Origin of the sequence: Candidatus Poriferisodalis sp. (assembly GCF_965262965.1) — a bacterium.
Taxonomy (GTDB): Bacteria; Actinomycetota; Acidimicrobiia; order Acidimicrobiales; family Poriferisodalaceae; genus Poriferisodalis.
Genome location: NZ_OZ253573.1, coordinates 3815696 through 3836852, shown reverse-complemented (window position 1 = coordinate 3836852; position 21157 = coordinate 3815696). Strand labels below are relative to the sequence as shown.

Genomic DNA, 21157 nt, shown 5'->3' with positions numbered 1-21157 from the left:
CAACATGGGTGCACTCGACGGACGTGTCGTCCTCATCACCGGCGCAGGCCGCGGCATCGGGCGCGAACACGCGCTGCTGATGGCCTCCGAAGGGGCGAAGATCGTCGTCAACGACCTCGGCGGCACCGCCGACGGAACCGGAGCCGACCAGGGTCCCGCCGACGAAGTTGTCGCTGAGATCGAAGCCATGGGCGGTGAGGCTGTCGCCAACGGTGACAACGTCACCGACTGGGAGGGCGCTCAGCGCATGGTGAACCAGGCCGTCGAAGCCTTCGGCGACCTGCACGTGCTCGTGAACAATGCCGGCATCCTGCGCGACCGAGTTGTGGTCAACATGACCGAGCCCGAATGGGACGCGGTCGTCGACGTCCACATGAAAGGGCATTTCTGCCCCACCCGCTGGGCCGCCGCCTACTGGCGCGAGCAGTCCAAGGCCGGCAAGGAAGTCAGCGGCTCGGTCATCAACACCGCCTCGGGCGCCATGCTCGGCAATCTCGGCCAGCTCAACTACTCGGGCGCCAAGGCCGGCATCGCTGCGATGACGCTCGTCGCTGCCGGCGAGCTGGCCCGCTACGGCGTGCGGGTGAACTGCCTAGCGCCGATCGCGCGCACGCGGCTCACCCTGCAGACGCCGGGCCTCGAAGAGGTGGTGCGCGCACCGGACGATCCGGCCAAGTTCGACCTGTACGACCCGGCCAACATCAGCCCGCTCGTGGCGTACCTCGGCATGGAGAGCTGCCCGTTCACCGGCGGCGTGTTCCACGTCGGCGGCAACGAGGTGGGGCTGTACCAAGGTTGGTCGCTGTCGAACGACGACATCATCGCTGCGGATGGGCGCTGGACGGTTGACGGGCTGACGGACATTGCGCCGCGGCTCGGTGATGGGCGATCCAAGCTGGCTTCGGTGGCTACTTCGATTGGTGACACTTTCAAGGGGTTTGGCAAGCGCGTCGCTACTGAGTAGGCGGGGTGGGTGCTTCGGTGAATTTCGTACGTGCTTTGGAGCGGCGAGGTGTGAGAATGGAGCGGTGGAGACGTTGCAGCTCACCAAGCACCACGGCCTTGGCAACGACTTTCTCATCGCTCTGTTGAGCGGCAAGGAGAAGGCCGCCTTTGACGCGCGGCCCCTCCGCTGGTCCGATCTGGCGAAGGAAATCTGCAACCGGCGAACCGGTGTGGGAGCCGATGGCTTGTTGCTCGGAATCGACGCATCCTTTTCCGAGCCGACGTCAAGCGAGAGCGCAGTTGGCGGCGATCCCTTCCTACACGGCAAGGCCCGAGTCCAGATGGTTCTCTACAACTCCGATGGCTCCCGGGCCGAAGTCAGTGGGAACGGTTCCGCTTGTCTGGCGAACGCACTCGCTCGCTCCCGAGATCCGTGGGCTCAAGCCATAGGGCAGCCGCAGGTAGCGCACCTCGACATTGCTGTCGAGACCGATGCTGGTCCGAGAACGGTCTCGTGGCGACATGCGTTCTATGAGACCGACGACGGCTTGATCCAGCCACATGACGAGAATGTCGACGTCGATATGCCCATCGTCGTTCCAGAACCGGACATCGTCCCAGCTTTGAATGACCTCATAACACAACGCTTTGGCGAATCGCCTCGAGCCACAGGCGATGTGGGAAACCCGCACTTGGTCATCGCCACGAGCCATCGCCTCGACGAAGCGGATGTGCGTGAACTCGGTTCGCAGTATCAGGCTTACTTCTCAGACGGCATCAATGTGGAGTTCGTTTGGCCACTCGTAGATGAATGCCACGCGGAAGGCACGCCGTCCTCCAGCCTCGGCATGCGCGTATTTGAGCGCGGTGCTGGAGTGACCGACGCTTGCGGGACTGGAGCGGTCGTGGCCGCAATTCGAGCGCGTGAATGGGGCCTCGTAAGACATGACGCTTGGACCGAGGTGATCATGCCCGGCGGTAGCGCGACTGTCGCGCAGGCGGGACTCACGGGACACCCCCAACTGCAGCTCTTCGTCGAGCATGTCGCCGACATTGAGTGGCCGTTGCGCGGGCCGTGGTTGGATGCTTGATGGCGGATTCTGAAAGGCCGGCGGGGCCGTCGGACGAGAGCCATCGGGGGGGTTTTGGGGAGTTTGGGGGCGCTGAGTCTGGGCTTATTGATCGGGCGTTTCGGGAGCAGATCGTGCTTGTGGGGGTGCAGTTGGCGGAGCGGACGAGCGACGAGGTTGATGCCAACCTTGACGAACTTGAGCGACTGGTGGACACCGCCGGGGCGGACTCGGTGGACCGCATCGTGCAGCGTCGGGATGCGCCCGATCCCGCGACGTTTGTCGGGCGCGGCAAGGCGGATGAGATTCTGGATGCCTCGGTCGAACACGATGCCGACACCGTGGTGTTCGACGACGAGCTGAGCCCGGCGCAGCAGTTCAACCTGGAGCGGATCCTGGGGCGCACGGCGCTGGACCGCACCGCGGTCATCCTCGACATCTTCGCTCAGAACGCCACGACGCTCGAAGGCAAGGCGCAGGTGGAGCTTGCCCAGCTGCGCTACCGGCTGCCGCGCCTACGGGGCCGGGGGCGGCAGCTGTCCCAGCAGGCCGGCGGGATCGGCACCCGGGGACCGGGCGAGACCAAGCTTGAAGTTGATCGCCGGCGGATCCAGCGGCGCCTTGCTCGGCTGGAGAAGGACTTGCGCGGTCTGCGGCGGACCCGGCTGAACCAGCGAAAATCGCGGCGGCGGTCCCGCTACCACACCGTGGCGATCGTGGGCTACACGAATGCGGGCAAATCCACTCTGCTGCGGTCCCTGACTGGAGCCGACGTCCTCATCGAAGACCGACTGTTCGCCACGCTCGACGCCACCACCCGGCGGCTGCCGCTGCCTGGCGGCGAGACGGTGCTGGTCACCGACACGGTCGGGTTCATCAAGAAGCTGCCGACCTCGCTGGTGGAGGCATTCATGTCCACGCTTGAGGAGGTCGCTGAAGCCGACCTGCTGCTGCATCTGGTGGACGCATCGGCTGCCGAACCCGAGATGCACATCGACGTTGTCCGCGCGGTGCTGCGAGAGATCGGTGCCGGCGATGTCGACGAACTCATCTCGTTCAACAAATGCGACGAGGTCGACGACGCAACGGTGCGGCAACTGCTCGAGCACTACGAGGGCTCGCATGCGATCTCGGCGAACAGCGGCAACGGCGTTGAGGAGCTATTGCTGGCTGTCGGGGACCGGCTCAGGCACCTCACCGAGGTCACCGAACTGCGAATTCCCTACGCGCGCGGCGACGCGCTCGCAGCAGTGCACCGCGAAGGCGAAGTTCTCTCGGAGACGCACGACGACAACGGCACCGTCGTCCACGCACGTTTGGACGATGTTTCGCGCAGCGTGTTCGCAGAATTCGTGACGCTGGGCTCGGAACGAGAAGACGCTCCACTGAAGTGACCTTTCATATGTACGATTCGTACATGACAGAGGTTGCAGTCAGCGAGGTACGAAATCGGCTGGCCGAAGTGATCGAGGACTCCCGTCGGTCGGGCGAGCCGGTCACGGTGACACGGCGTGGCCGCAGGGTGGCAGTGATCTTGGGCCCGGAGGCTTTCGACCGACTCGTCGACAGCGCGGACGATCAGCAGGACCGCCGTGAGCTCGACGCCGCACGCGCCGAAGACGACTACGTGCCTTGGGACGAGGTCAAGGCCGAGCTGGGACTTGGGTGAGCCAATACAAGGTCGAGATCGCACGCCGAGCCGTGAAATCGATCGCGCGCCTGCCACGCCGAGAGCAATTGCGCGTTCGCGTAGCGGTGGACCTGCTCGCCGACGAGCCCCGTCCCCCGGGCTGCGTCGCTCTCGCCGACGAGGACTCCGTCTACCGGGTCCGAGTCGGTGACTACCGCATCGTCTATGAAGTCGTTGACGACCGCTTGGTGGTCCAGGTAGTCCGTGTCGGCCATCGCCGCGACGTCTATCGGCCCTGACTGAACCGGCCGAGACGGACATCTGATTGCAGTCGACTGCCGACCTGTCGTACGAACACGATGGCCAACGCAGCGGTGGCGACCTGGACGAAGTTTGCGCTCGCTGACCACGCACAGGCCGTCTGCACGGTCGCGACACGGCTGCCCCGAGGAATGACGCCCTCGCCTTCGATGACGGATCTGCTGATGCCCCCGGCAACGGTGGCGTAGGCGAACGCCAGCCACCACGCCACCAGGATTCGTGACGTTGGGACCTCGGTCCAACTGCTGTTGACCCTGCCGTCGCGGTGCTCGGCCATCGCAATGCGGTGGATTTCAGACAGAACCTTCGGCGGGATCACGACGAGGTAGGCCCCCAGCAGGCCCTGCTGCAGCCACAAGGTCAGATGACGCGACACGCCACTGTCGACACCTGCGCCTAGGTTGGTCGCCTCGTCCTCGGAGTCGGTATGGGCGTCGTTTCGCTGTTCCCAATCTGCCCATATGCGGATCGCTCGCCACTGTGACACACGCGCATCTGGCCGGGTAAGCGATGATGGTGCGGTGAATGGCCGAGATGGCAGCGGGTTCGTCCCGCCGCCGTATCCATATGACCGACTCGACGAGCTGAAGCCGCTGGCGGATCGACATTCCGGCGGATTGGTGGACCTGTCAATCGGGACACCGATAGACCCGTCCCACCCCGCAGTGCTCGCCGCGTTGGGCGGCTCGGACACCGAGCGGGGCTATCCCCCGTCGATCGGTACCCCCGAATTTCGCGAGTCCGCCGCGCTGTGGTGCGAGCGACGTCTCGGCGTGCAGGTCGATCCGGCGACCGAGATTGCGGCGACGATCGGCTCAAAGGAGTTTGTGGCCGGGCTGCCTCAGTGGCTGCGACTGCGACGACCCGGGCGCGACACGGTGCTGTACCCCGCCGTCAGCTACCCGAGCTATGCGATGGGCGCCGAGCTGGCCGGCTGCCGGGCGGTTGCCGTGCCAGCCGATGAGCAATGGTCGATCCAGCTGGATGCGATCTCCGACGACGATGCCGAGCGGGCGCTGGTGCTGTGGGTCAACACTCCCGGCAACCCGGCGGGCGGACTCGACGACCTCACCGCTGCCGCGCAGTGGGGACGCGAGCGGGGCGTTCCGGTCTTCAGCGACGAGTGCTATGCCGAGTTCACCTGGGACGGTCCGCCGCGCACGATCCTGTCGCCGGCTGCACCGGGTCTCGACGGTCAGTCTGATGGCTCCGCTGTGCGCGCCGATGTCGAGGGCGTCGTGGCGGTGCACTCGCTGTCCAAGCGCTCCAATCTGGCCGGGGTACGAGTCGGGTTCTACGCGGGTGATCCCGATTTGGTGCACTACCTGAGAGAAATCCGCAAACACGCGGGCTTCATGGTGCCTGGGCCCGCCCAGGCAGCCGCCGTTGCCGCTCTCGCCGATCACGCCCATGTCGAGGTGCAACGCCATCGCTACCGATCACGTCTCGAACGGCTCGCTCGTATCGTGGGCCGCTTCGGCCCCGAGCCGGACATGCCCGGTGGCGGTTTCTACCTGTGGGCTTCCGCTCCCGATCGTGACGCATGGGCATTCACGCGACTGCTGCTGGCAGAGGTCGGCATCCTCGTGTCGCCTGGCGAGTTCTACGGTGCCGACGCTGCGGGCTTTGTACGCGTCGCCGCTGTGCTGACTGACGACACCCTCGACATGGTGGAATCCCGACTCCGCTAAACATTCAAGTTGTACTTGAAGCTCAAGTCTTGATCGAACTCACCAAGGCTGAAGTTGGCCTATTCGGTCAGCCATCTCCGATACGTCGCCAGCGGGAATCCACGTGATTCGGGGATCACGGGAAAACCACCGCTGCTGGCGGCGGGCGAAGCGACGAGTGCGAGCGACAGCGAGTTCGATCGCCTCGTCGAGCGAGCATTCCCACGTCACGTGCGCGAGCAGCTCCTTGTAGCCGAGTGCCTGGGAAGCGGTACGGGACAGGTCCGCTCCGGCGAGACCGTGGACTTCATCGACAAAGCCGGCCTCGAGCTGGTGTCGGTAGCGCTGCTCGATGCGTTCGTCTAGCTCGTCTCGGTCGATCTCAATGCCCACAAAGCGGTACGGAGCTGGCGCGTAGGTCGACAAGCCCGGCCCGAATGACGAGAACGGCAGCCCGGTGCCCAGGCAGACCGACAGTGCCCGCACGATGCGCCGCTGATTGGTCGCTTCCATTCGCGACGCGGCAAGCGGGTCGAGCCCGGCAAGCCGCGCGTGCAGTGCAGTTGCCCCGTCACCGGGTCCGAAGGCTGTGGCCTCGGCTTCGAGCTCGGCGGCGATCTCAGCGAATTCCGGCGGCGGCCTCAGACCGTCGACGACAGCCCGGAGGTACAGACCTGTTCCGCCGACCAACATCGGCGTAGCGCCTCGGGCCGTGATGTCAGCCATTGCGGTCTCGAAGGCAGACGCGTAGTCGACGACGGTGAAGCGTTCGGATGGCTCGACAAGATCGATGAGGTGGTGCCGGGTCTCGGCCTGTTCAGCGGCGCTCGGCTTGGCTGTGCCGATGTCCATGCGCCGGTAAACCTGCATCGAGTCGGCGGACAGCAACTCGACGGAACTCGTCGCCGTGTCGCAATCGCGTTGTCGCCGCGCCAGTTCGAGAGCGAGGGCCGACTTGCCGGAGGCCGTCGGGCCGACGATTGCCAGCGGCAGCGGGACAGCTTCGCCGCCCATCGCGCCGACCTCAGAGGGCTGCGACAGGGATGCGAGTGCGATGTCGTGCCGCTGCGGTGACCTCGACCAACTCGCCGATGAGGTGAAACGTGGCGGCGCGGCGCACCCGCACGCGGGCGTAGGCACCTGCTCGCAACGCTTCTGGCGACGCAAAATGGACGAGGCGGTTCTGGCGGGTGCGGCCGGTGAGCATCGTCGGGTCGCGCTTGGACGGACCCTCGACGACGACCTCCTCGATACGGCCGATGCGGGACTCGTTTCCCAGCCGCGCTGATCGTTCGATGACGGCGCGCAGGCGCTCCATGCGCTCGGCCGTGACGACTGAGGGAACGAAACGGTCGGCTGACTCTGCGGCCTCGGTGCCGGGTCGGGGCGAGAACACGAACGTGAAGGCGCTGTCGTAGCGAACCTCCGCCGCAACTTCGAGCGTCGCAGCAAAATCGGCCTCGGTCTCGCCGGGGAAGCCCACGATGATGTCGGTGCTGACGGCCAGGTCATCCACGGCGGTGCGGGCCGCAGCCAGCTTCTCCATGTAGCGGGAAGCGGTGTAGCCGCGATGCATTGCAGCCAGCACATCGTCGCTGCCCGATTGCAGCGGCAGGTGCAGGTGCTCGCACACGGCCGGCGTCTGCGCCATGGCCGCAATGACATCAGCGCGCAGGTCCTTGGGGTGCGGACTGGTGAATCGCACTCGCTCGATGCCGTCGACGTCGCCCACAGCCCGCAACAGGTCGGCGAACAGCGGCCGAGCCGAGCGGCGGCCGCTCGCCCAGGCGTCGCCGGCTCGCCAGGCCGCATCGTCTGGGCCTGCGGTGTCGGTGCGGCGCATCGCAAGCGCCAGATCGCGGCCGTAGCTGTTGACGTTCTGGCCCAGCAGGGTCACTTCGGTGACGCCATCGGCGGCCAGCGAGTGCACCTCGGCGAGCAACTCGCCGAATGGCCGGGAGATCTCTCGTCCGCGCACCGACGGCACGATGCAGAACGCGCAGCTGTTGTCGCAGCCGATCTGGATGGTGACCCACGCCGCGTGCTGTGCGTCGCGCCGAACCGGCAGTGCGGAAGGGAATTCGTCGGACTCCGCCAAGATCTCAGTCACCGGACCTGAGATCCGAGCCTTTGCGAGGAGATCGGCGGCGCTGGCGACGTTGTGGGTGCCGAAGACGACATCGACGTGCGGAGCCCGCTGACGCACGAGTTCCTGGTCCTTTTGAGCCAGGCACCCTGCGACGGCGATCTGCACGTCGGGCCGCTCGTCCTTGAGTCGCTTGAGATTTCCCAGCTGGCCGTAGAGCTTGTTGTCGGCGTTCTCGCGGATGCAGCAGGTGTTCAGCACGATCACGTCCGCTTCGGCCATCGACGGCGCTTGGACCATGTCGTCGGATTCGAGCAACCCAGCGATGCGCTCGGAATCGTGCTCATTCATCTGGCACCCGTAGGTGCGCACGAAGTAACTGCGCTTGGCGCCGCTGCCGCTGTCCTCCACGCCGTCAAGGCTACGGGCGCGCTCGGGAGCAACAGTCAGCAAGAAACGCCGTCAACGGTGGGTGAAGGCGAAGTTCTCCGACATGTTGTCGCGAGCGTGCGACATGAAACCCAGGTACTGGTTGATATTGCCGTTGAAGTTGCCGTCCTGGCGGCGATTCTCGGCACCCTCGAAGTTGTAGTAGCCGGGAGTGCAATCGCGGTTGCGGGTGGTCTTGTGTCGATTCGCGATCACTTGCTGCACCCACCACTCCTCGGCGTCGGGCAGGCAGTCGATGGACCGAAGGTCGTTGCTGCGCACAAAATCGATGCACTCTGCAATGTGCTCGCCTTGGCTGTTGAGCACGTCGGTCAGGTTGAACGCAAAGAACGCCTGGTAGCCGCCCATGACGAACAGGTTCGGATAGCCGGCGGAGTGGATCCCCAGCAGCGTGCGGATGCCGTTTGAGTACTTATCGTTCAGCTCGAGGCCGCTCTCGCCCACAATCTGGTTGTAGATGCCGGTCTGCTGCACTTCGAAGCCCGTGGCATAGATGAGCAGGTCCACCTCGTACTGGACACCGTCGAAGAGCGGCCCCGCCTCGGTGATCTGGGTGATGCCCTTGCCTTTGGTGTCGACCAGATGCACGTTCGCACGGTTGAACGTCGGCAGGTAGTCGTTGTGAAAGCAGGGCCGCTTGCACATGAGCATGTACCAAGGCTTGAGCGCCTCGGCCATGTCAGGGTCTTCCACGACCTCGTCGATACGTCGATGGATGCGCATCATCGCGTCGATGTTGGCGTTCTCCTGGCGTCGGATCTTCTCCTCGCGCGGCATGGCCGCCCGGCGCGCCCTTTGTTGCTCGCTCAGGCGCGGCCCCGCCATAGCGCGCTCTCGCCGGCGCGCCTGCCAGCCGGGCTTGAGCTTTGTGGCCCATTCGGGATCGGTCTCCCAGTCGTCGCGGATGTCGATCGACGAGGGTGTGCGCTGGAAGACATAGAGCTCTTTGGCCATCTCCCCTAGCTGCGGGATGGCCTGGACCGCGGTCGCGCCCGTGCCGATGATGCCCACCCGCTTGTCGCGGAGACATTCGAGGTTGACGCCGGTGTAGTCGTAATCCCACCGCGACGTGTGAAACGAGTGGCCGGCGAAGTCCTCGAGTCCGTTGATCACAGCCAACTTCGGCTTGGCAAGCGTGCCATTGGCGCAGATGACGAATTGAGCGCTGATCTCGTCGCCTCGGTCGGTGCGGATGCGCCACACTTCTGCGTCGCCGTCCCAGACGGTCGAGGTGACGGTGGTCTGGAACATCGCCAGGTCGTAGAGGCTGTACTTGCGGGCGATCATCCGGCAGTACTCGAAGATCTCGTCGCCGGTCGCGTAGTGCCGAGACGGCACATAGCCGGTCTCGTCGAGCAGTGGCAAGTAGTCGTAGGAGACGACATCGCACGCCACGCCGGGGTAGCGGTTCCAGTACCAGGTGCCCCCGACATCGGCACCGCGCTCGACGATGCGAATGCTCTCGACGCCCTTCTGGCGGAGCCGGGCCGACGTCAGCAGCGCCGAGAAACCGCCGCCGATGAACAGAACTTCGACGTCATCGTGCACCGGCGGGCGCTCGATCCGCTCGGCGGCGTAGGGATCCTCCGCGTACTGAGCAAGCTCTCCAGTCAAGTCTGAGGTGTAGAGCTGTGTCCCTGGCGGCCGGTAGCCCAGCCGCAGGTCGCGCTCTTGGGCAAACCGTTCCTTGATGTCGTCGTAGTACGACTGCGGCGGACGCCCGTCGGCGTCGCGGGAGTAGTCGAAGTTGAAGACGTTCTGCGGCTTGTCGGTCTTCTGCGCCACCCGTCGCTCCCCGATCCGAGACCGAATCGCCCCGTTTGTCAATGACCGGATCAGGCTAGGGCAACGCCGCCATGCGGCGCGGAGCCGCTCGAGTTGATGCCCGCAGTCACTTCCAGGGCCAACGAGTTCGCGTGCGCCGACTGCCTCAGTTGCAGTGCATTTCGAGATGTTCGTAAGCGCTGGAGAAGCCGTCCATCGACGGGAACACGATGATCTCGGCGGTGTCGTCGAAGTTGGTCCAGCCGAGCACCAGGGAACCTGAGCCCGCGAGCAGGGTTGATACGAAATGGGCGCCGCGATCCCCAGAGATGAAGCCCTTGTTGTCGATGGTCGGCCACCATAGGTCGACCTGGAATTCGCTATGTTCACCGCCGATGCGGTAGCCCACCGGCACTCGGCCGTTCCTGTCGCGATTTCGATAGTCGATCTGCCCGGCGATATAGGGCCCTTGGCCCCAGCCCTGAGTCACAGGCCACCAAAAATCGATCTCCACGTAGTCATTGCAAAAGACAAATAGCCCGGGCTCCACATCGGCATAGAGACCCGTCATCGAGTGGTCCTGGGCTTCTGCCAGCAGGGCGACGTAAGGATCACGACCGTTCGTTGTGAAGTCGCGGAGCCATTCACCGTCGCCGATTGCATCAGCCTCGACCGCGCCGCCCAGCGTGCCGTCGAGCAGTAAGGCCACATCGGCAGCGGGCACCAGCAGGCCGAGCGTTCCGACGATGTCCGCTGCATCGGAGAACGTGATCGGATTGACCGCCGTGGGCACGCCGACGAGGCGACCCTGCGCGTCGAAAGCCGGGCCTCCGCTGCTGCCTGGCGCGATCTGGGCATCGGTCTTGATCCACTCCCGCCCGTCGACGCGGGTCGTGCCCGAGTAGCGGCCCGTGGTCAGCGTCAGGGTGTCTCCGCCGACGCCTGGGTAGCCCAACACCGTGATCGCGTCACCCGCCTTTGGTGTGACTGCGGCGATATCAAGCGCTGGAAGTGGCGCTCCCGAAGAATCCAATGACAGCAACGCGAGGTCGCGGCCTCGGGTCGAGCGCACGACGGTTGCATTGACCGAACGAATCGGAGCAGTGCTGAACGTGCCGCCAACGCGGACGTTGATGCCCGAACATACGCGATGACGGTCATTGACGACGACGTGGTGATTCGTGACAACTTGCCGTCCATTTCCGGCGACAAAGCCGGAGCCGTGGCTCTGCGGGGTACCCGCAGCGTTTAGGCACACCACCTGCACTACCGATGCTGCGAGCTGCTCCCAATCGGCAGCGCCGTGCTGGCCGTCGCTGTCAATCTCCGATGTTGGCTCGGGTGGGGAACCTGTCGCCACGGCTGCGAGCGCCTTATCTGGCACCTGGTTCACCGATCCGATACCGGTGACGAATGCGTTTGCCAAGTCTCCGACCGAGAGTCTCCATGCCTTCCCGAAAGACACCAAAGATGCCGGAACGTCGTGACTTGCCTTCGGCGCCAGCAGCAGCGGCTGGCACGGCCCGCGAACAGCCGAAGCCGCGAGCCCGCCGTAAGGAGAAGTGCCACTCGCAACTGCGACATCGCGGACTGGATGACAACCTGGTACTCCAAACGATTCACGAGCAATCAATGCCGCCGTTTCGTACCGGTCGGCACCGGCGATGCGGCGAGTCACGAGACCTAGCGAGCGAATTTCGTCTTCAACGGTCTCGGAAACGGCTGCATTCCCGCCAAGAATGGTCACACCCCCGATTGACCGGTCTTCCGCAGTCAGGAATTGCCGCGCCTGAACGTGCAGAGAACCGGGTGCCGTCAAGATGAGCGGCGTCTCGCGGCTCACGCTCGGCGCAGCGGCAACGGCATCGGCATAGTTCTTGCCTGATGCCAGGTATACAGTCGGGAGTTCGTTACGCGCGAACAGCCGGGCAACCCGATGTGCTGTCTCGTAGCGATCGGCGCCGGCAATCCGATCGACCCGGAATCCCATGTCGCGGAGATCCTGTTCGACGGTAGTGGACACCGCCGCCTGGCCTCCCAAGATGATTACTTTCGCCTTGGGATGATCTCGGCACGGATCTAGGTACGCACGTGTCGGCGCAGGCAGGAATGCCTGTGTGGTCAGCAGTAGTGGTCGATCTAGCGCTGATCCGGCGAGCGCGTCGGGCCAATTCTCACCGGAGGCGAGTGCGATGCTGTGCGAGCCGACCTTCGAGTCGCATGTGACCCCAGCAACCTTCGCGGCGATCTCGTAAACCGACGATCCGCTTGCTCGACGAATCTCAGGGGCAGATGCGAGTGCGCTGGCTGGCTGGGCGAACGTTGCAAGAAGGGCCGCTATCCCAACCGCGGTGACGGCACGAACGAACTTGCACCGTCTGCACCCGCCTGGTTGCCCCACGAATATCGTCCTTGTGCTCGTACTTGCATGCCCGGCACAGCACGCGTTATTGCAGCACTTGAATACAAGAGCATCGAATCACTCATCCGTAGGTTGCGAGACTAGTCAACCCCTGTAGGAACGTGCCGATTTGCTCAGTCGACGCTGGCACCCTCAGCTCGCTCCGCCTGCACTTCGTCAAGGCGGTCGAGCACGTCGGCATCGCTGTCGGCGGGCTCAGCGTCGACCCCGATGCCGAGCGTCGAGCGGATCCGGCCGTCGATCTCGACGGTGATTTCTGGGTTCGCGATCAAGAACTTCTTGGCGTTCTCGCGGCCCTGGCCAAGTTGCTCGCCTTCGTAGGTGTACCAAGCCCCGGACTTCTTCACGATGCCGTGCTCGACGCCCACGTCGAGCAGCGAGCCCTCGCGGCTGATGCCATGTCCGTACATGATGTCGAACTCAGCTTGGCGGAACGGCGGCGCCACCTTGTTCTTGACGATCTTGACGCGTGTGCGTCCGCCCACGACTTCGCCTTCGATCTTGATGGCCTCGATGCGGCGGATGTCGATGCGCACCGTTGAGTAGAACTTCAGTGCCCGACCACCCGACGTGGTCTCAGGGCTGCCGAACATCACGCCGATCTTCTCTCGCAGCTGATTGATGAACACGCAGATCGTCTTGGTCCTGCTGAGGTTGGCGGTGAGCTTGCGCAGTGCCTGGGACATGAGACGCGCCTGCAGGCCGACATGGTGGTCGCCCATCTCGCCCTCGATCTCGGCACGAGGGGTGAGCGCGGCCACCGAGTCGATCACCACTACGTCGATCGCGCCCGAGCGGATCAGCATGTCGGTGATCTCGAGCGCCTGCTCGCCGGTGTCGGGCTGGGAGATCAGCAGTTCGTCCACGTCGACGCCGATGTTCTTTGCGTACAGCGGATCCATGGCGTGCTCGGCATCGACGTAGGCGCAGATGCCCCCGGTGCGCTGCGCTTCGGCGACAAGATGCATGGCCAGCGTCGACTTGCCCGACGCCTCAGGCCCGTACACCTCCACCACGCGGCCGCGGGGAAAGCCGCCGATGCCCAGCGCCAGGTCGATGGCGAGGCTGCCGGACGAGATCGCCTCGACCTTCATGTGGTGCTTATCGCCCATCTTCATCACTGATCCGTCGCCGAATTGGCGACGAATCTGCGTGAGCGTCATGTCCAGTGCTCGTTCTCGTTCCGCGTCGTGCTTGTCCATGTCGTCCTCCTAGGACACCCGTCGGCCGCACCCGGTGTGCGATGCCGTCTGTGAGGCACCGTAGGAGCGGGGTGTGACAACTTTCGGGTCGTTTTCTGTGGGTCGAACTCCCTTGGAAGCCGTGACACCCGTCACGCTTTCGGTGTGATCTTCACGCTTCGGCCCGCCTGCACGCCGAATGACAGCAATGTAGTTCGAACATCAGTTCGTGTCAAGGCACGAGCGGCCGTTCGGATGCCCGAAAAAGCCCGAACGAGGCCCGGCACAGGCGGCAGGCGTCACCGCGTCACATGCGCGTGGCACGCTGCTGCGATGAGCACCAACGCGCCCAGACCCCCATTGAGCGACGACGACTTCGAGCTGCTGCGCATCGAGCGCGACGCCGGCGTCGTCTTCGCCACCATCGACGCCCCGCCGATCAACGTGATGACGCCGCCCCTATTTCGTGAGCTGGCGAAGTTCAGCGCGCACGTGGCCGATGACGACTCGGTCCGGGTCGTCGTGCTGCGCAGCGACAATCCCGATTTCTTCATTGCCCACTTCGACGTGGAGGCGATCCTCGGCTTTCCTACCGAAGGGACCGCGGAGCGCCCGACAGAGCTCAGGGGCTTCCACGCCATGTGCGAGCGCTACCGAACGATGCCCAAGGCCACCATCGTCGAGATCGGAGGACGGGTCGGCGGCGGCGGCAGCGAGCTGTCGATGTCGTGCGACATGCGCTTCGGAGCCCTCGATCGCACCGTCATCAACCAGATGGAGGTCCCGATCGGCATCCTGCCCGGCGGAACCGGCACTCAGCGTCTGCCGCGACTCGTCGGACGCGGCCGGGCGATGGAGGTGATCCTGGGCGGGGTCGACCTCGACGCGCGCACGGCCGAGCAGTGGGGATACCTGAACCGGGCGCTCCCCGCCGACGAGCTGCGGCCGTTCGTGAACGAGCTGGCCCACCGCATCGCGAAGTTCCCGCCCCAAGCGGTGGCGCTCGCCAAACAGGCGACCAATGCCGCCGACGAAATGCCGCTGCGCGAGGGACTGTTCGAAGAGCAGTACCTGTTCCAGCGGCTCATGCGCACGCCCGAGGCTCGGCCCGCAATGGAGCAGTTCCTGGCCCTCGGCGGGCAGACACGCGACGGCGAAATGCGGGTCGCCGAACTGGTGGCCGAGATCAGCACCGACTGACACCCTGCCGTCGCGGGGTGCCCCCGCCGACGCAAGCATCTCAGCGCCGCCGAAGGTGACTACCGGCGGCGGGAACCACACAGGTTTCGAGGGGCCTGGGTCCATATGCTGGCGCCGAATGGACGTTCGGCCGACTCCGATGATTCCGGCCTCTATCGGCCTCGTTGTGGATCGCGAGTCCCTTCGGCCCGTGAACGACGCTGTCGCTGCGCACGGCAACGGTGCCGTCAACGCCGCGACAGCTGCAAGCAGCAGCGGTCGTGGACTCGCTGGCCTCTCCAGCGTTGAAGATGCCGCCAAGTACCAAGATTCGGCGCGCGCCTGGTGGGTCGCTATCGGCGCGTCGCTTGCCACCGGCATGGCATTTGGCACGATCTACACCTTCGGCGCGTTCATGGCGGCGATGTCCGCTGAGTTCGGCACCGGCAACGGCCCGACGGCGCTGATGATCGGCATCGCCACATTCCTGTTCTTCGGCACCGGCATCTTGTCCGGCCCGCTGCTGCATCGGGTGGGACCGCGCCCGTTGTTGATCGCCGGCGGCGTGCTGTTCTTCGGCGGACTCGCGCTCACGTCGGCTGCCTCGGCAATTTGGCAGGGCTACATCTTCTACGGACTCGGCTGCGGCTTCGGCTCGGGGCTGTTCGTGGCACCGCTGATGGCGACAGCGGCCGCCTCGTTCGTGCGGCTGCGGGCGATCTCGCAGGGAGTCGTGGCCTCTGGGCCGGGCCTCGGGACAGCGCTGCTGGTTCCCGTTGCACAGTGGCTGATCGAGAACTTCGGGTGGCGGCCCAGCTTCCGCTACTTGGCGTTGGCGTCACTGGTGGTGTTCGCCGTATGCGCAGTGATGGTGCGGCCCGTGCCGGTGTCGGCACACATCAACCCCAAGGCGCACGTGCAGCGCGTGCTGCGAACCAAGGCGTTTCGCCATCTCGCTGTGGGAGCAGTGCTGTTCTCGATACCGCTGATCGGGTCGCTCGCGATGGTGATCCGCTTCGCGACAGCCGATGGGATCGACGCATTCGCCGCAGGCCGACTCGTCTCGGCGATCGGCTTCTCGAGCATCGTGGGGCGGTTGCTGTTGACCTCTGTCGCCCGCGCCGTGGGCTCGGTGCGGCTGATGAAGTTTGCATACGGCACACTGCCCGTGGCGTACGCGATCTGGCTGTTCGCCGGCGATCGCTACTGGCAGCTCATGGCGTTCGCGGTGGTGCTTGGAGTCGCGTACGGCGGCTTTGTGGCGCTGATGGGCGATGTGACGGCGCACCTGTTCGGCGTAGTCGGCATCGGCAGCGTGATGGGCGTCATGTTCATTTTCTTCGGCGCCGGCGCCTTGATCGGGCCGACGACGATGGGCTATCTCTCGGAGTACGCCGGTGGCTCGACGATCCCCATAGCGGTGGTGACCGTCGTCGCGCTGGCCGGGGCACTGTCCATGCTGCCGATGCCGCGTGACCCTGTGCCCTTGCCCCCGCCCACGGAGCCGTTCGAGCCCTCGGTGCCACGCAACGGACCCCCCGAGGCTCCGGTAACCGCACAAGCCGCTGTCAGCGTCACCCCCTCCGCCCATCGGCCTCGACGAGCGCTCCCGGCAGACCTGGTGCCACCCTCGGTTTGGAGGCCGATCCCAGCGACCGCCGAAGGTGCGTACCGAAGTCGGATAGACGCACCCGCGAAGGCGTAACGTCAAGCGCCGTGCCGACACCTCTGGAAGACATCCTCGTCTTGGATCTGACGCGCGCTGTCGCCGGGCCGATCGCAGGCCGGCTGCTCGCCGATCTCGGCGCACGCGTGGTGAAAGTGGAGCCGCCCGATGCCGACCTGACCCGCTTCGTGGTGCCGCACGTCGACGGTTTCTCGGCCTACTTCGCGCACTTCAACGCCGGCAAGGAATGCGTCTCGATGGACCTGACGACGGCGGCGGGTCGCGACGTGCTGCTCACAATGGTGCGCAAGGCCGACGTCGTGCTGGAGAACTACCGGCCGGGCGTGCTCGAGCGGCTCGGCCTCGGCTACGACGTGCTCTGCGGGGTCAACCCCGGCATCATCGTCGCCTCCGTCTCAGGCTGGGGACACGGCAACAGTCGGAGCGATCGGGGCGCGTTTGCATCGATCCTGCACGCTGAAGCGGGCGTCACCGAGATGGTGTCGAGGCGACGCGGCGGCGAGCCGTACCGCAACGACCCGATGTCCCACGCCGACACCTACACCGGGCTGCATGCGCTGGGCGCAGTGCTGGCTGCGCTGCACATGCGGCATCGCACTGGCCGCGGCCAGGCCGTCGAGGTGTCCATGGCGGAGAGCACGCTGATGTGCAACGACCTGGCCGCCACCGACCTCACCGGTCAGGACCCCCAGATCGGCTTCAAGGCCGGGCAGAACTGGGCGGCGGTCTACCCGCTGACCAACGGCAGGTCTGTCACCGTGACACTCGACTTGACCGCCAACTTCGGCTTCAAGGCGATGGTCAAGGCTCTGGGCCGACAGGAACTGCGAACCGATCCCCGCTACGCGCGCATCGAGGATCGGATACATCACCGCGCCGAGCTCGAGGCAACCTTCGGCGAGTGGGTGAGCCAATTCGACAGCGCCGAGGCGGTAGAAGCTGCGCTTGGGATCAAGTCGGTGATGGCCGCCGAGGTCCGCACAGTCGCAGAACTCGCTGAGACCGAGTGGGCCGCTGAACGCGGCGCGTTCGTCGATGTGGCTGCCGGCGAAGCGGCGACGCCCATCACCGTGCCCCAGTCGTCATGGCGCTTCGCCGATGCCGAAGCCGGGGCTGCCCACGCAACAGTCGTCGGTGCACGAGGCCAACACAACCGCGCCGTCCTCGCCGATCTGGCCGATCTCGACGAAGCCGCCCTCGATGCCCTCGAAGCCGACGGCGTGATCTCAGCCGGACCGCCTATCCGCCGCCCCAACGTTCCCAATCGCGGCTAGCAAACCGGCGCGCGCCTGGGGAGACTCGCCAGCGTTCTGCGGGACCCTGTTGGCGAACCACCGCGGTCAGTTCAGCAGCGTGGTGCCGATGTGGTCGACGAATGCGGCGATCTCGTCGGTGTTCTGGCCGTTGGGCAACAGCACCAGGCGATCGACGCCCATCTCCGCGAAGCGCTCGGCCATCTCCGGCGTCGGCCGCACGCGCGGTGTGACGGTGATCTCGAGGCGACCCAGGCTCTCGGGGCGGTCGTAGCGGGCCGCGGCCTCGGCGAGTCCGTCGAGGCATCGTTGCGTGGCGTCGTAGTCGAGCGCGAAGCCGTACCAGCCCTCGCTCATCGTGACCGAGCGACGGAATGCGGGCGCGGTGTGCCCGCCCATCACCACCGGTGGGCCGGGCTGCTGGGTCGGCCGTGGGCGGGCTTGCACTCCGGCGAACTCGACGAACTTGCCCTTGTAGGCCGGTGAGTCCATCGACCAGATGGCCCGCATCGCCTCGATGTACTCCTCTGTGCGACGGGCACGGTCCGCCATCGGGATGCCAAGCGCATCGAACTCTGGCCCCAGGTAGCCGACGCCGACACCGAACAGCAGGCGACCGCCCGAGAGCACGTCCACGCTGGCGAGCTCCTTCGCGAGCACCAGTGGATTTCGCTGCGGGACGATGATGATGCCCGTGCCCAGCTTGATCTCGGTGGTCACCGCGGCGACGTACGCGAGCGCCACGGCTGGATCCAGCATCGGGTGCAGGGGCGGCAGCGGCGAAGGAGGAACCTGCGGGTCGGGCAGCACCACGTGCTCGCCCGTCCACACCGACTCGAAGCCCGCTGCCTCGGCGGCCACGGCAATGCGCCCGGCGCCCTCGGACCCGGGCGCGTCGCCCAGCGCTCCCATGTTGATCTGAAACAACCCGATGTTCACTGCGTTCCCCTCTCGTTGCCTGTCCTAGTGACGCTCTCACCCGCCGTGCCGATGCGCTCAACGGAAGTTGGGCGCAACCTCATTGATGAACAGGTCCATCGAGTGCTTCTTCGCGTCCATCGGTCCGAAGGTGAAGTCGGGGATGATCAGCTCGTCCACGCCGACCTCGCGGTACTGCTCGACGACGTCGCTCACTTCCGCAGGTGTGCCGACGATGGTGGCTCGCCCCATGTCGCGACCGCGGAAGCGGTCCAGCGATGCGGAGTCCTCGCTGATGAACAGCAAAGCGCAGGCCGAGCGACTGATCTCGGCAGGGTCACGACCGATGTCCTCGCAGTGCCCGTCAAGCACCTCGCAGAGCTCAGCAATGTCGTCGGGCATGCCCCAGTAGTTCCACTCGGTCGCCCAACGGGCAGTCGTGCGAAGCGTGCGGCGGCGGCCGCCCCCGCCGATCAGCAGGGAGATCGGCTCCTGGACCGGTTTCGGGTCAAGCGGTGCCTCCGCGATGGCGTAGTAATCGCCGGCGAAGTCAGTCCGATGGCTCCCCAGCAGCGAGCTGATGATCTCGACGGCCTCGTCGAAGCGATCCATGCGGCTGCGCAGCGAGCCGAAGTCGAAGCCGTAGGCCTCGTGCTCGTTCTCCTGCCAGCCGGCGCCGATGCCGAGTACGACCCGTCCGCCCGAGATGTGGTCGATGGTGGCGGCGATCTTGGCCGTCAGTGCCGGATTCCTGTAGGTGTTGCCGGCCACCAGCGGGCCGAGACGCACCCGCGGCACCGCTGCCGCCAATGCCGCCAGGATCGACCAAGCCTCTTGGATGGGCTGGTCGACATTCTCTTCGTTGGGCATGAAGTGGTCGGCGAACCACAGGCCGTCCCATCCCGTTGCCTCCGCGTGCGCGCAGCACTCGAGAATGTCCTCGTAGGACTGGCTGTTCTTCGTCCAGAATCCGAATCGCATCGCGACAGCCTGCCAGCCCGTCACGCGTGCGCGCCGGATCGCGAGGTCGTTGGCGCCGGAACGGACCCGATTTCGCTAGCGACGCCCCTGCAAGATGAGTCGCAGCAGGTTCAACGCAGAGATGGCGCTGTAATCGGCGAGACGCTCGCGATCGCCGGGCAGGCGCACCTCGTCAGATGCCTCACGGTGAGCAACGTCAGGACTGGCACCATCGCCCGCGTGCGTCGCTATCGAAATTGCCAGAAACGCAGTGCCGAATGGGTGCGCCTCAGTCGCCGACCCGCGGTCCTCCACTGCGGTAACGGCCAGCCCGACACTTGCACCCGTGCGATTCCGTGCTGCGCGCGCCAGCGCCTCTGCGCCGGCCGCGGATGCGACTGGCGGCACGAGTCCGTCTCCCAACGGAGACACTTGCGCCGAGCCGGCGTGCAGCAGGTAGTCGGCCATGTGGGCCGACCGCGCCACGATTCCGCCGTTGAAGATGCGATCTGTCTCGTCGGTCGCCGAAGCATGGTCGCCGCCGTTGTCGGACGTACCAGCCAGCCCCGGATCGCCGACCTTCGCGGCTCCTGGTGCGGTGCCGGCCCGCATCGCCGCTTCTGCTGAGGACAACCGATTGGACATCCGGCCACCGGTGATCGTCTCGGCGACGCCGAGAGTGAGGCCGTTGCGAGCGAGCTCGGCGAGCACCGTTGTTTCCATCGTGTCGTCGTCGTACGCGAAGACCAAATCTCCCAGCAACAACTCGAGCTCGGCCTGCTCGGCATCGATCAGGCGCCAGGCATCGTGCGAATCAGCGCCCTTCGCCGTGATGCGCACCTTGATGCCCTCGATGCCGCTGGCCAAGAACGCCAGCGTGGGATTGCCGACCTCGTCCAGCTCATCGATGCGTCCAGCGAGCATCTCGGCGAGACCAGATTCGCTTTGTCCCCAGGTGCGCAACACCCGACTCTCGATGGTGGCGGTGACTCCAGCGAGCCGCTGAATGTCGCCCAACACCGTGCCCGACACCATCTCCCGCATCTCGTAGGGGACGCCCGGCACGACATACACGACCCGTTCGAGCACCTCGCCACTGCCCGCATTGTCGTCGGCAGTGACGGCGCCGACGCCGCGCACCCAACGGATCGGCGCGATCAGTCCCGGTGCTGTGCCCGGCTGCTGCGGTATCGGGCGTGCGCCGACGGGCACCATGGCCTGGCGCAGGTTGTTCTCGGGCATGGCGCGGCTTCGGCTCGCGAACATCCCCCGTATGCGCTCGGCGATCGCCTCGTCAAGCACCAGCTCGACGCCCATCACCGATGCGAGCACTTCGCGCGTGATGTCGTCCTGTGTCGGTCCGAGCCCGCCGCACACGATCACCGCGTCGCTGCGGTCCAAGGCCAGTCGAAACGCGTCCTCGATGCGATTCCAGTTGTCGCCAACCTTGGTCTGGTAGTGGCTGTCGATCCCGGCGAGTGCCAGCTGCTCCCCCATCCAGGAAGAGTTTGTGTCGACGATCTGGCCGAGCAGCAGCTCGGTGCCGACGGCGATGATCTCGGTTCTCACACCGGCTGACCCTAGATGAGTCGCCCCCAGCGCTGGGGCTCGCTGCCGGCGC

General features: G+C 65.6%; 18 protein-coding genes. 9 read left to right on the top strand and 9 right to left on the bottom strand.

Features of this window, described 5'->3' with window-relative positions:
* Positions 1-4 precede the first annotated feature (4 nt).
* From ACQY5K_RS18345 to ACQY5K_RS18325, 5 genes are all read left to right on the top strand, one after another.
* Positions 5-964: an SDR family oxidoreductase gene (locus ACQY5K_RS18345; protein WP_419920895.1), complete on the top strand. Its 960-nt coding sequence runs from the start codon at positions 5-7 to the stop codon at positions 962-964.
* A gap of 64 nt (positions 965-1028) precedes the next feature.
* Positions 1029-2036 (top strand): diaminopimelate epimerase, encoded by a 1008-nt coding sequence (gene dapF / locus ACQY5K_RS18340; RefSeq protein WP_428118375.1) that lies wholly within the window; start codon positions 1029-1031, stop codon positions 2034-2036.
* Complete coding sequence (gene hflX, locus ACQY5K_RS18335) at positions 2036-3409, top strand: GTPase HflX (protein WP_428118372.1); 1374 nt, start codon at positions 2036-2038, stop codon at positions 3407-3409. The genes dapF and hflX overlap by 1 nt, the downstream gene beginning before the upstream one ends.
* Before the next feature lie 23 nt (positions 3410-3432).
* On the top strand, positions 3433-3684 hold the full coding sequence (locus ACQY5K_RS18330) for a type II toxin-antitoxin system Phd/YefM family antitoxin (protein ID WP_419920594.1): 252 nt from the start codon (positions 3433-3435) through the stop codon (positions 3682-3684).
* A complete protein-coding gene (locus tag ACQY5K_RS18325) occupies positions 3681-3944 on the top strand; it encodes a type II toxin-antitoxin system RelE family toxin (protein ID WP_428118369.1) in 264 nt (87 codons plus the stop codon). Before ACQY5K_RS18330 ends, ACQY5K_RS18325 begins: the two co-directional genes overlap by 4 nt.
* Here ACQY5K_RS18325 and ACQY5K_RS18320 read toward each other — a convergent pair.
* Entirely contained in the window at positions 3932-4453 is a 522-nt protein-coding gene (locus ACQY5K_RS18320; protein ID WP_428118366.1) for a DUF4328 domain-containing protein, read from the bottom strand. The genes ACQY5K_RS18325 and ACQY5K_RS18320 overlap by 13 nt on opposite strands.
* Before the next feature lie 34 nt (positions 4454-4487).
* Between ACQY5K_RS18320 and ACQY5K_RS18315 the strand changes: the two genes are divergently transcribed.
* Positions 4488-5657, top strand: a complete 1170-nt coding sequence (locus ACQY5K_RS18315; protein ID WP_428118363.1) for an aminotransferase class I/II-fold pyridoxal phosphate-dependent enzyme — start codon at positions 4488-4490, stop codon at positions 5655-5657.
* Between the two features lie 39 nt (positions 5658-5696).
* Here the strand turns inward: ACQY5K_RS18315 and miaA are convergent, their stop codons facing one another.
* The 5 genes from miaA to recA all read right to left on the bottom strand — a co-directional run bounded on the left by miaA (position 5697) and on the right by recA (position 13560).
* Entirely contained in the window at positions 5697-6650 is a 954-nt protein-coding gene (miaA, locus tag ACQY5K_RS18310) for a tRNA (adenosine(37)-N6)-dimethylallyltransferase MiaA (RefSeq protein ID WP_428118360.1), read from the bottom strand.
* A 10-nt stretch (positions 6651-6660) separates the two neighbouring features.
* Entirely contained in the window at positions 6661-8133 is a 1473-nt protein-coding gene (locus ACQY5K_RS18305; RefSeq protein WP_428118357.1) for a MiaB/RimO family radical SAM methylthiotransferase, read from the bottom strand.
* Between the two features lie 51 nt (positions 8134-8184).
* A complete protein-coding gene (locus ACQY5K_RS18300) occupies positions 8185-9957 on the bottom strand; it encodes a flavin-containing monooxygenase (RefSeq protein ID WP_428118354.1) in 1773 nt (590 codons plus the stop codon).
* Positions 9958-10102: 145 nt separating this feature from the next.
* Positions 10103-12337, bottom strand: a complete 2235-nt coding sequence (locus tag ACQY5K_RS18295) for a cell wall-binding repeat-containing protein (RefSeq protein ID WP_428118351.1) — start codon at positions 12335-12337, stop codon at positions 10103-10105.
* Between the two features lie 134 nt (positions 12338-12471).
* Positions 12472-13560: a recombinase RecA gene (recA, locus tag ACQY5K_RS18290; RefSeq protein WP_428118349.1), complete on the bottom strand. Its 1089-nt coding sequence runs from the start codon at positions 13558-13560 to the stop codon at positions 12472-12474.
* A gap of 312 nt (positions 13561-13872) precedes the next feature.
* On the opposite strand from recA, the gene ACQY5K_RS18285 reads away from it, so the two are divergent.
* The 3 genes from ACQY5K_RS18285 to ACQY5K_RS18275 all read left to right on the top strand — a co-directional run bounded on the left by ACQY5K_RS18285 (position 13873) and on the right by ACQY5K_RS18275 (position 17679).
* Positions 13873-14739 (top strand): enoyl-CoA hydratase/isomerase family protein, encoded by an 867-nt coding sequence (locus ACQY5K_RS18285; RefSeq protein ID WP_428118346.1) that lies wholly within the window; start codon positions 13873-13875, stop codon positions 14737-14739.
* Positions 14740-14929: 190 nt separating this feature from the next.
* Positions 14930-16423, top strand: coding sequence for an MFS transporter (locus ACQY5K_RS18280; RefSeq protein WP_428118343.1), 1494 nt, complete (start codon positions 14930-14932; stop codon positions 16421-16423).
* Positions 16424-16434: 11 nt separating this feature from the next.
* Positions 16435-17679: a CaiB/BaiF CoA transferase family protein gene (locus tag ACQY5K_RS18275; RefSeq protein WP_428118341.1), complete on the top strand. Its 1245-nt coding sequence runs from the start codon at positions 16435-16437 to the stop codon at positions 17677-17679.
* Between the two features lie 66 nt (positions 17680-17745).
* Here ACQY5K_RS18275 and ACQY5K_RS18270 read toward each other — a convergent pair whose 3' ends face one another.
* The 3 genes from ACQY5K_RS18270 to ACQY5K_RS18260 form a co-directional block, all read right to left on the bottom strand.
* A complete protein-coding gene (locus tag ACQY5K_RS18270) occupies positions 17746-18597 on the bottom strand; it encodes a TIGR03619 family F420-dependent LLM class oxidoreductase (protein WP_428118338.1) in 852 nt (283 codons plus the stop codon).
* A 57-nt stretch (positions 18598-18654) separates the two neighbouring features.
* Positions 18655-19557 (bottom strand): TIGR03560 family F420-dependent LLM class oxidoreductase, encoded by a 903-nt coding sequence (locus ACQY5K_RS18265; protein WP_428118335.1) that lies wholly within the window; start codon positions 19555-19557, stop codon positions 18655-18657.
* Positions 19558-19632: 75 nt separating this feature from the next.
* Positions 19633-21105 (bottom strand): molybdopterin-binding protein, encoded by a 1473-nt coding sequence (locus ACQY5K_RS18260; RefSeq protein WP_428118331.1) that lies wholly within the window; start codon positions 21103-21105, stop codon positions 19633-19635.
* Between the last annotated feature and the right edge of the window lie 52 nt (positions 21106-21157).

What these genes read in the sequence shown, in the direction of transcription:
- ACQY5K_RS18345 (WP_419920895.1), top strand. Translation starts at nt 5, where the DNA reads ATGGGTGCACTCGACGGACGTGTCGTCCTCATCACCGGCGCAGGCCGC.
- hflX (WP_428118372.1), top strand. Translation starts at nt 2,036, where the DNA reads ATGGCGGATTCTGAAAGGCCGGCGGGGCCGTCGGACGAGAGCCATCGG.
- ACQY5K_RS18330 (WP_419920594.1), top strand. Translation starts at nt 3,433, where the DNA reads ATGACAGAGGTTGCAGTCAGCGAGGTACGAAATCGGCTGGCCGAAGTG.
- miaA (WP_428118360.1), bottom strand. Translation starts at nt 6,650, where the DNA reads ATGGGCGGCGAAGCTGTCCCGCTGCCGCTGGCAATCGTCGGCCCGACG.
- recA (WP_428118349.1), bottom strand. Translation starts at nt 13,560, where the DNA reads ATGGACAAGCACGACGCGGAACGAGAACGAGCACTGGACATGACGCTC.
- ACQY5K_RS18285 (WP_428118346.1), top strand. Translation starts at nt 13,873, where the DNA reads ATGAGCACCAACGCGCCCAGACCCCCATTGAGCGACGACGACTTCGAG.
- ACQY5K_RS18265 (WP_428118335.1), bottom strand. Translation starts at nt 19,557, where the DNA reads ATGCGATTCGGATTCTGGACGAAGAACAGCCAGTCCTACGAGGACATT.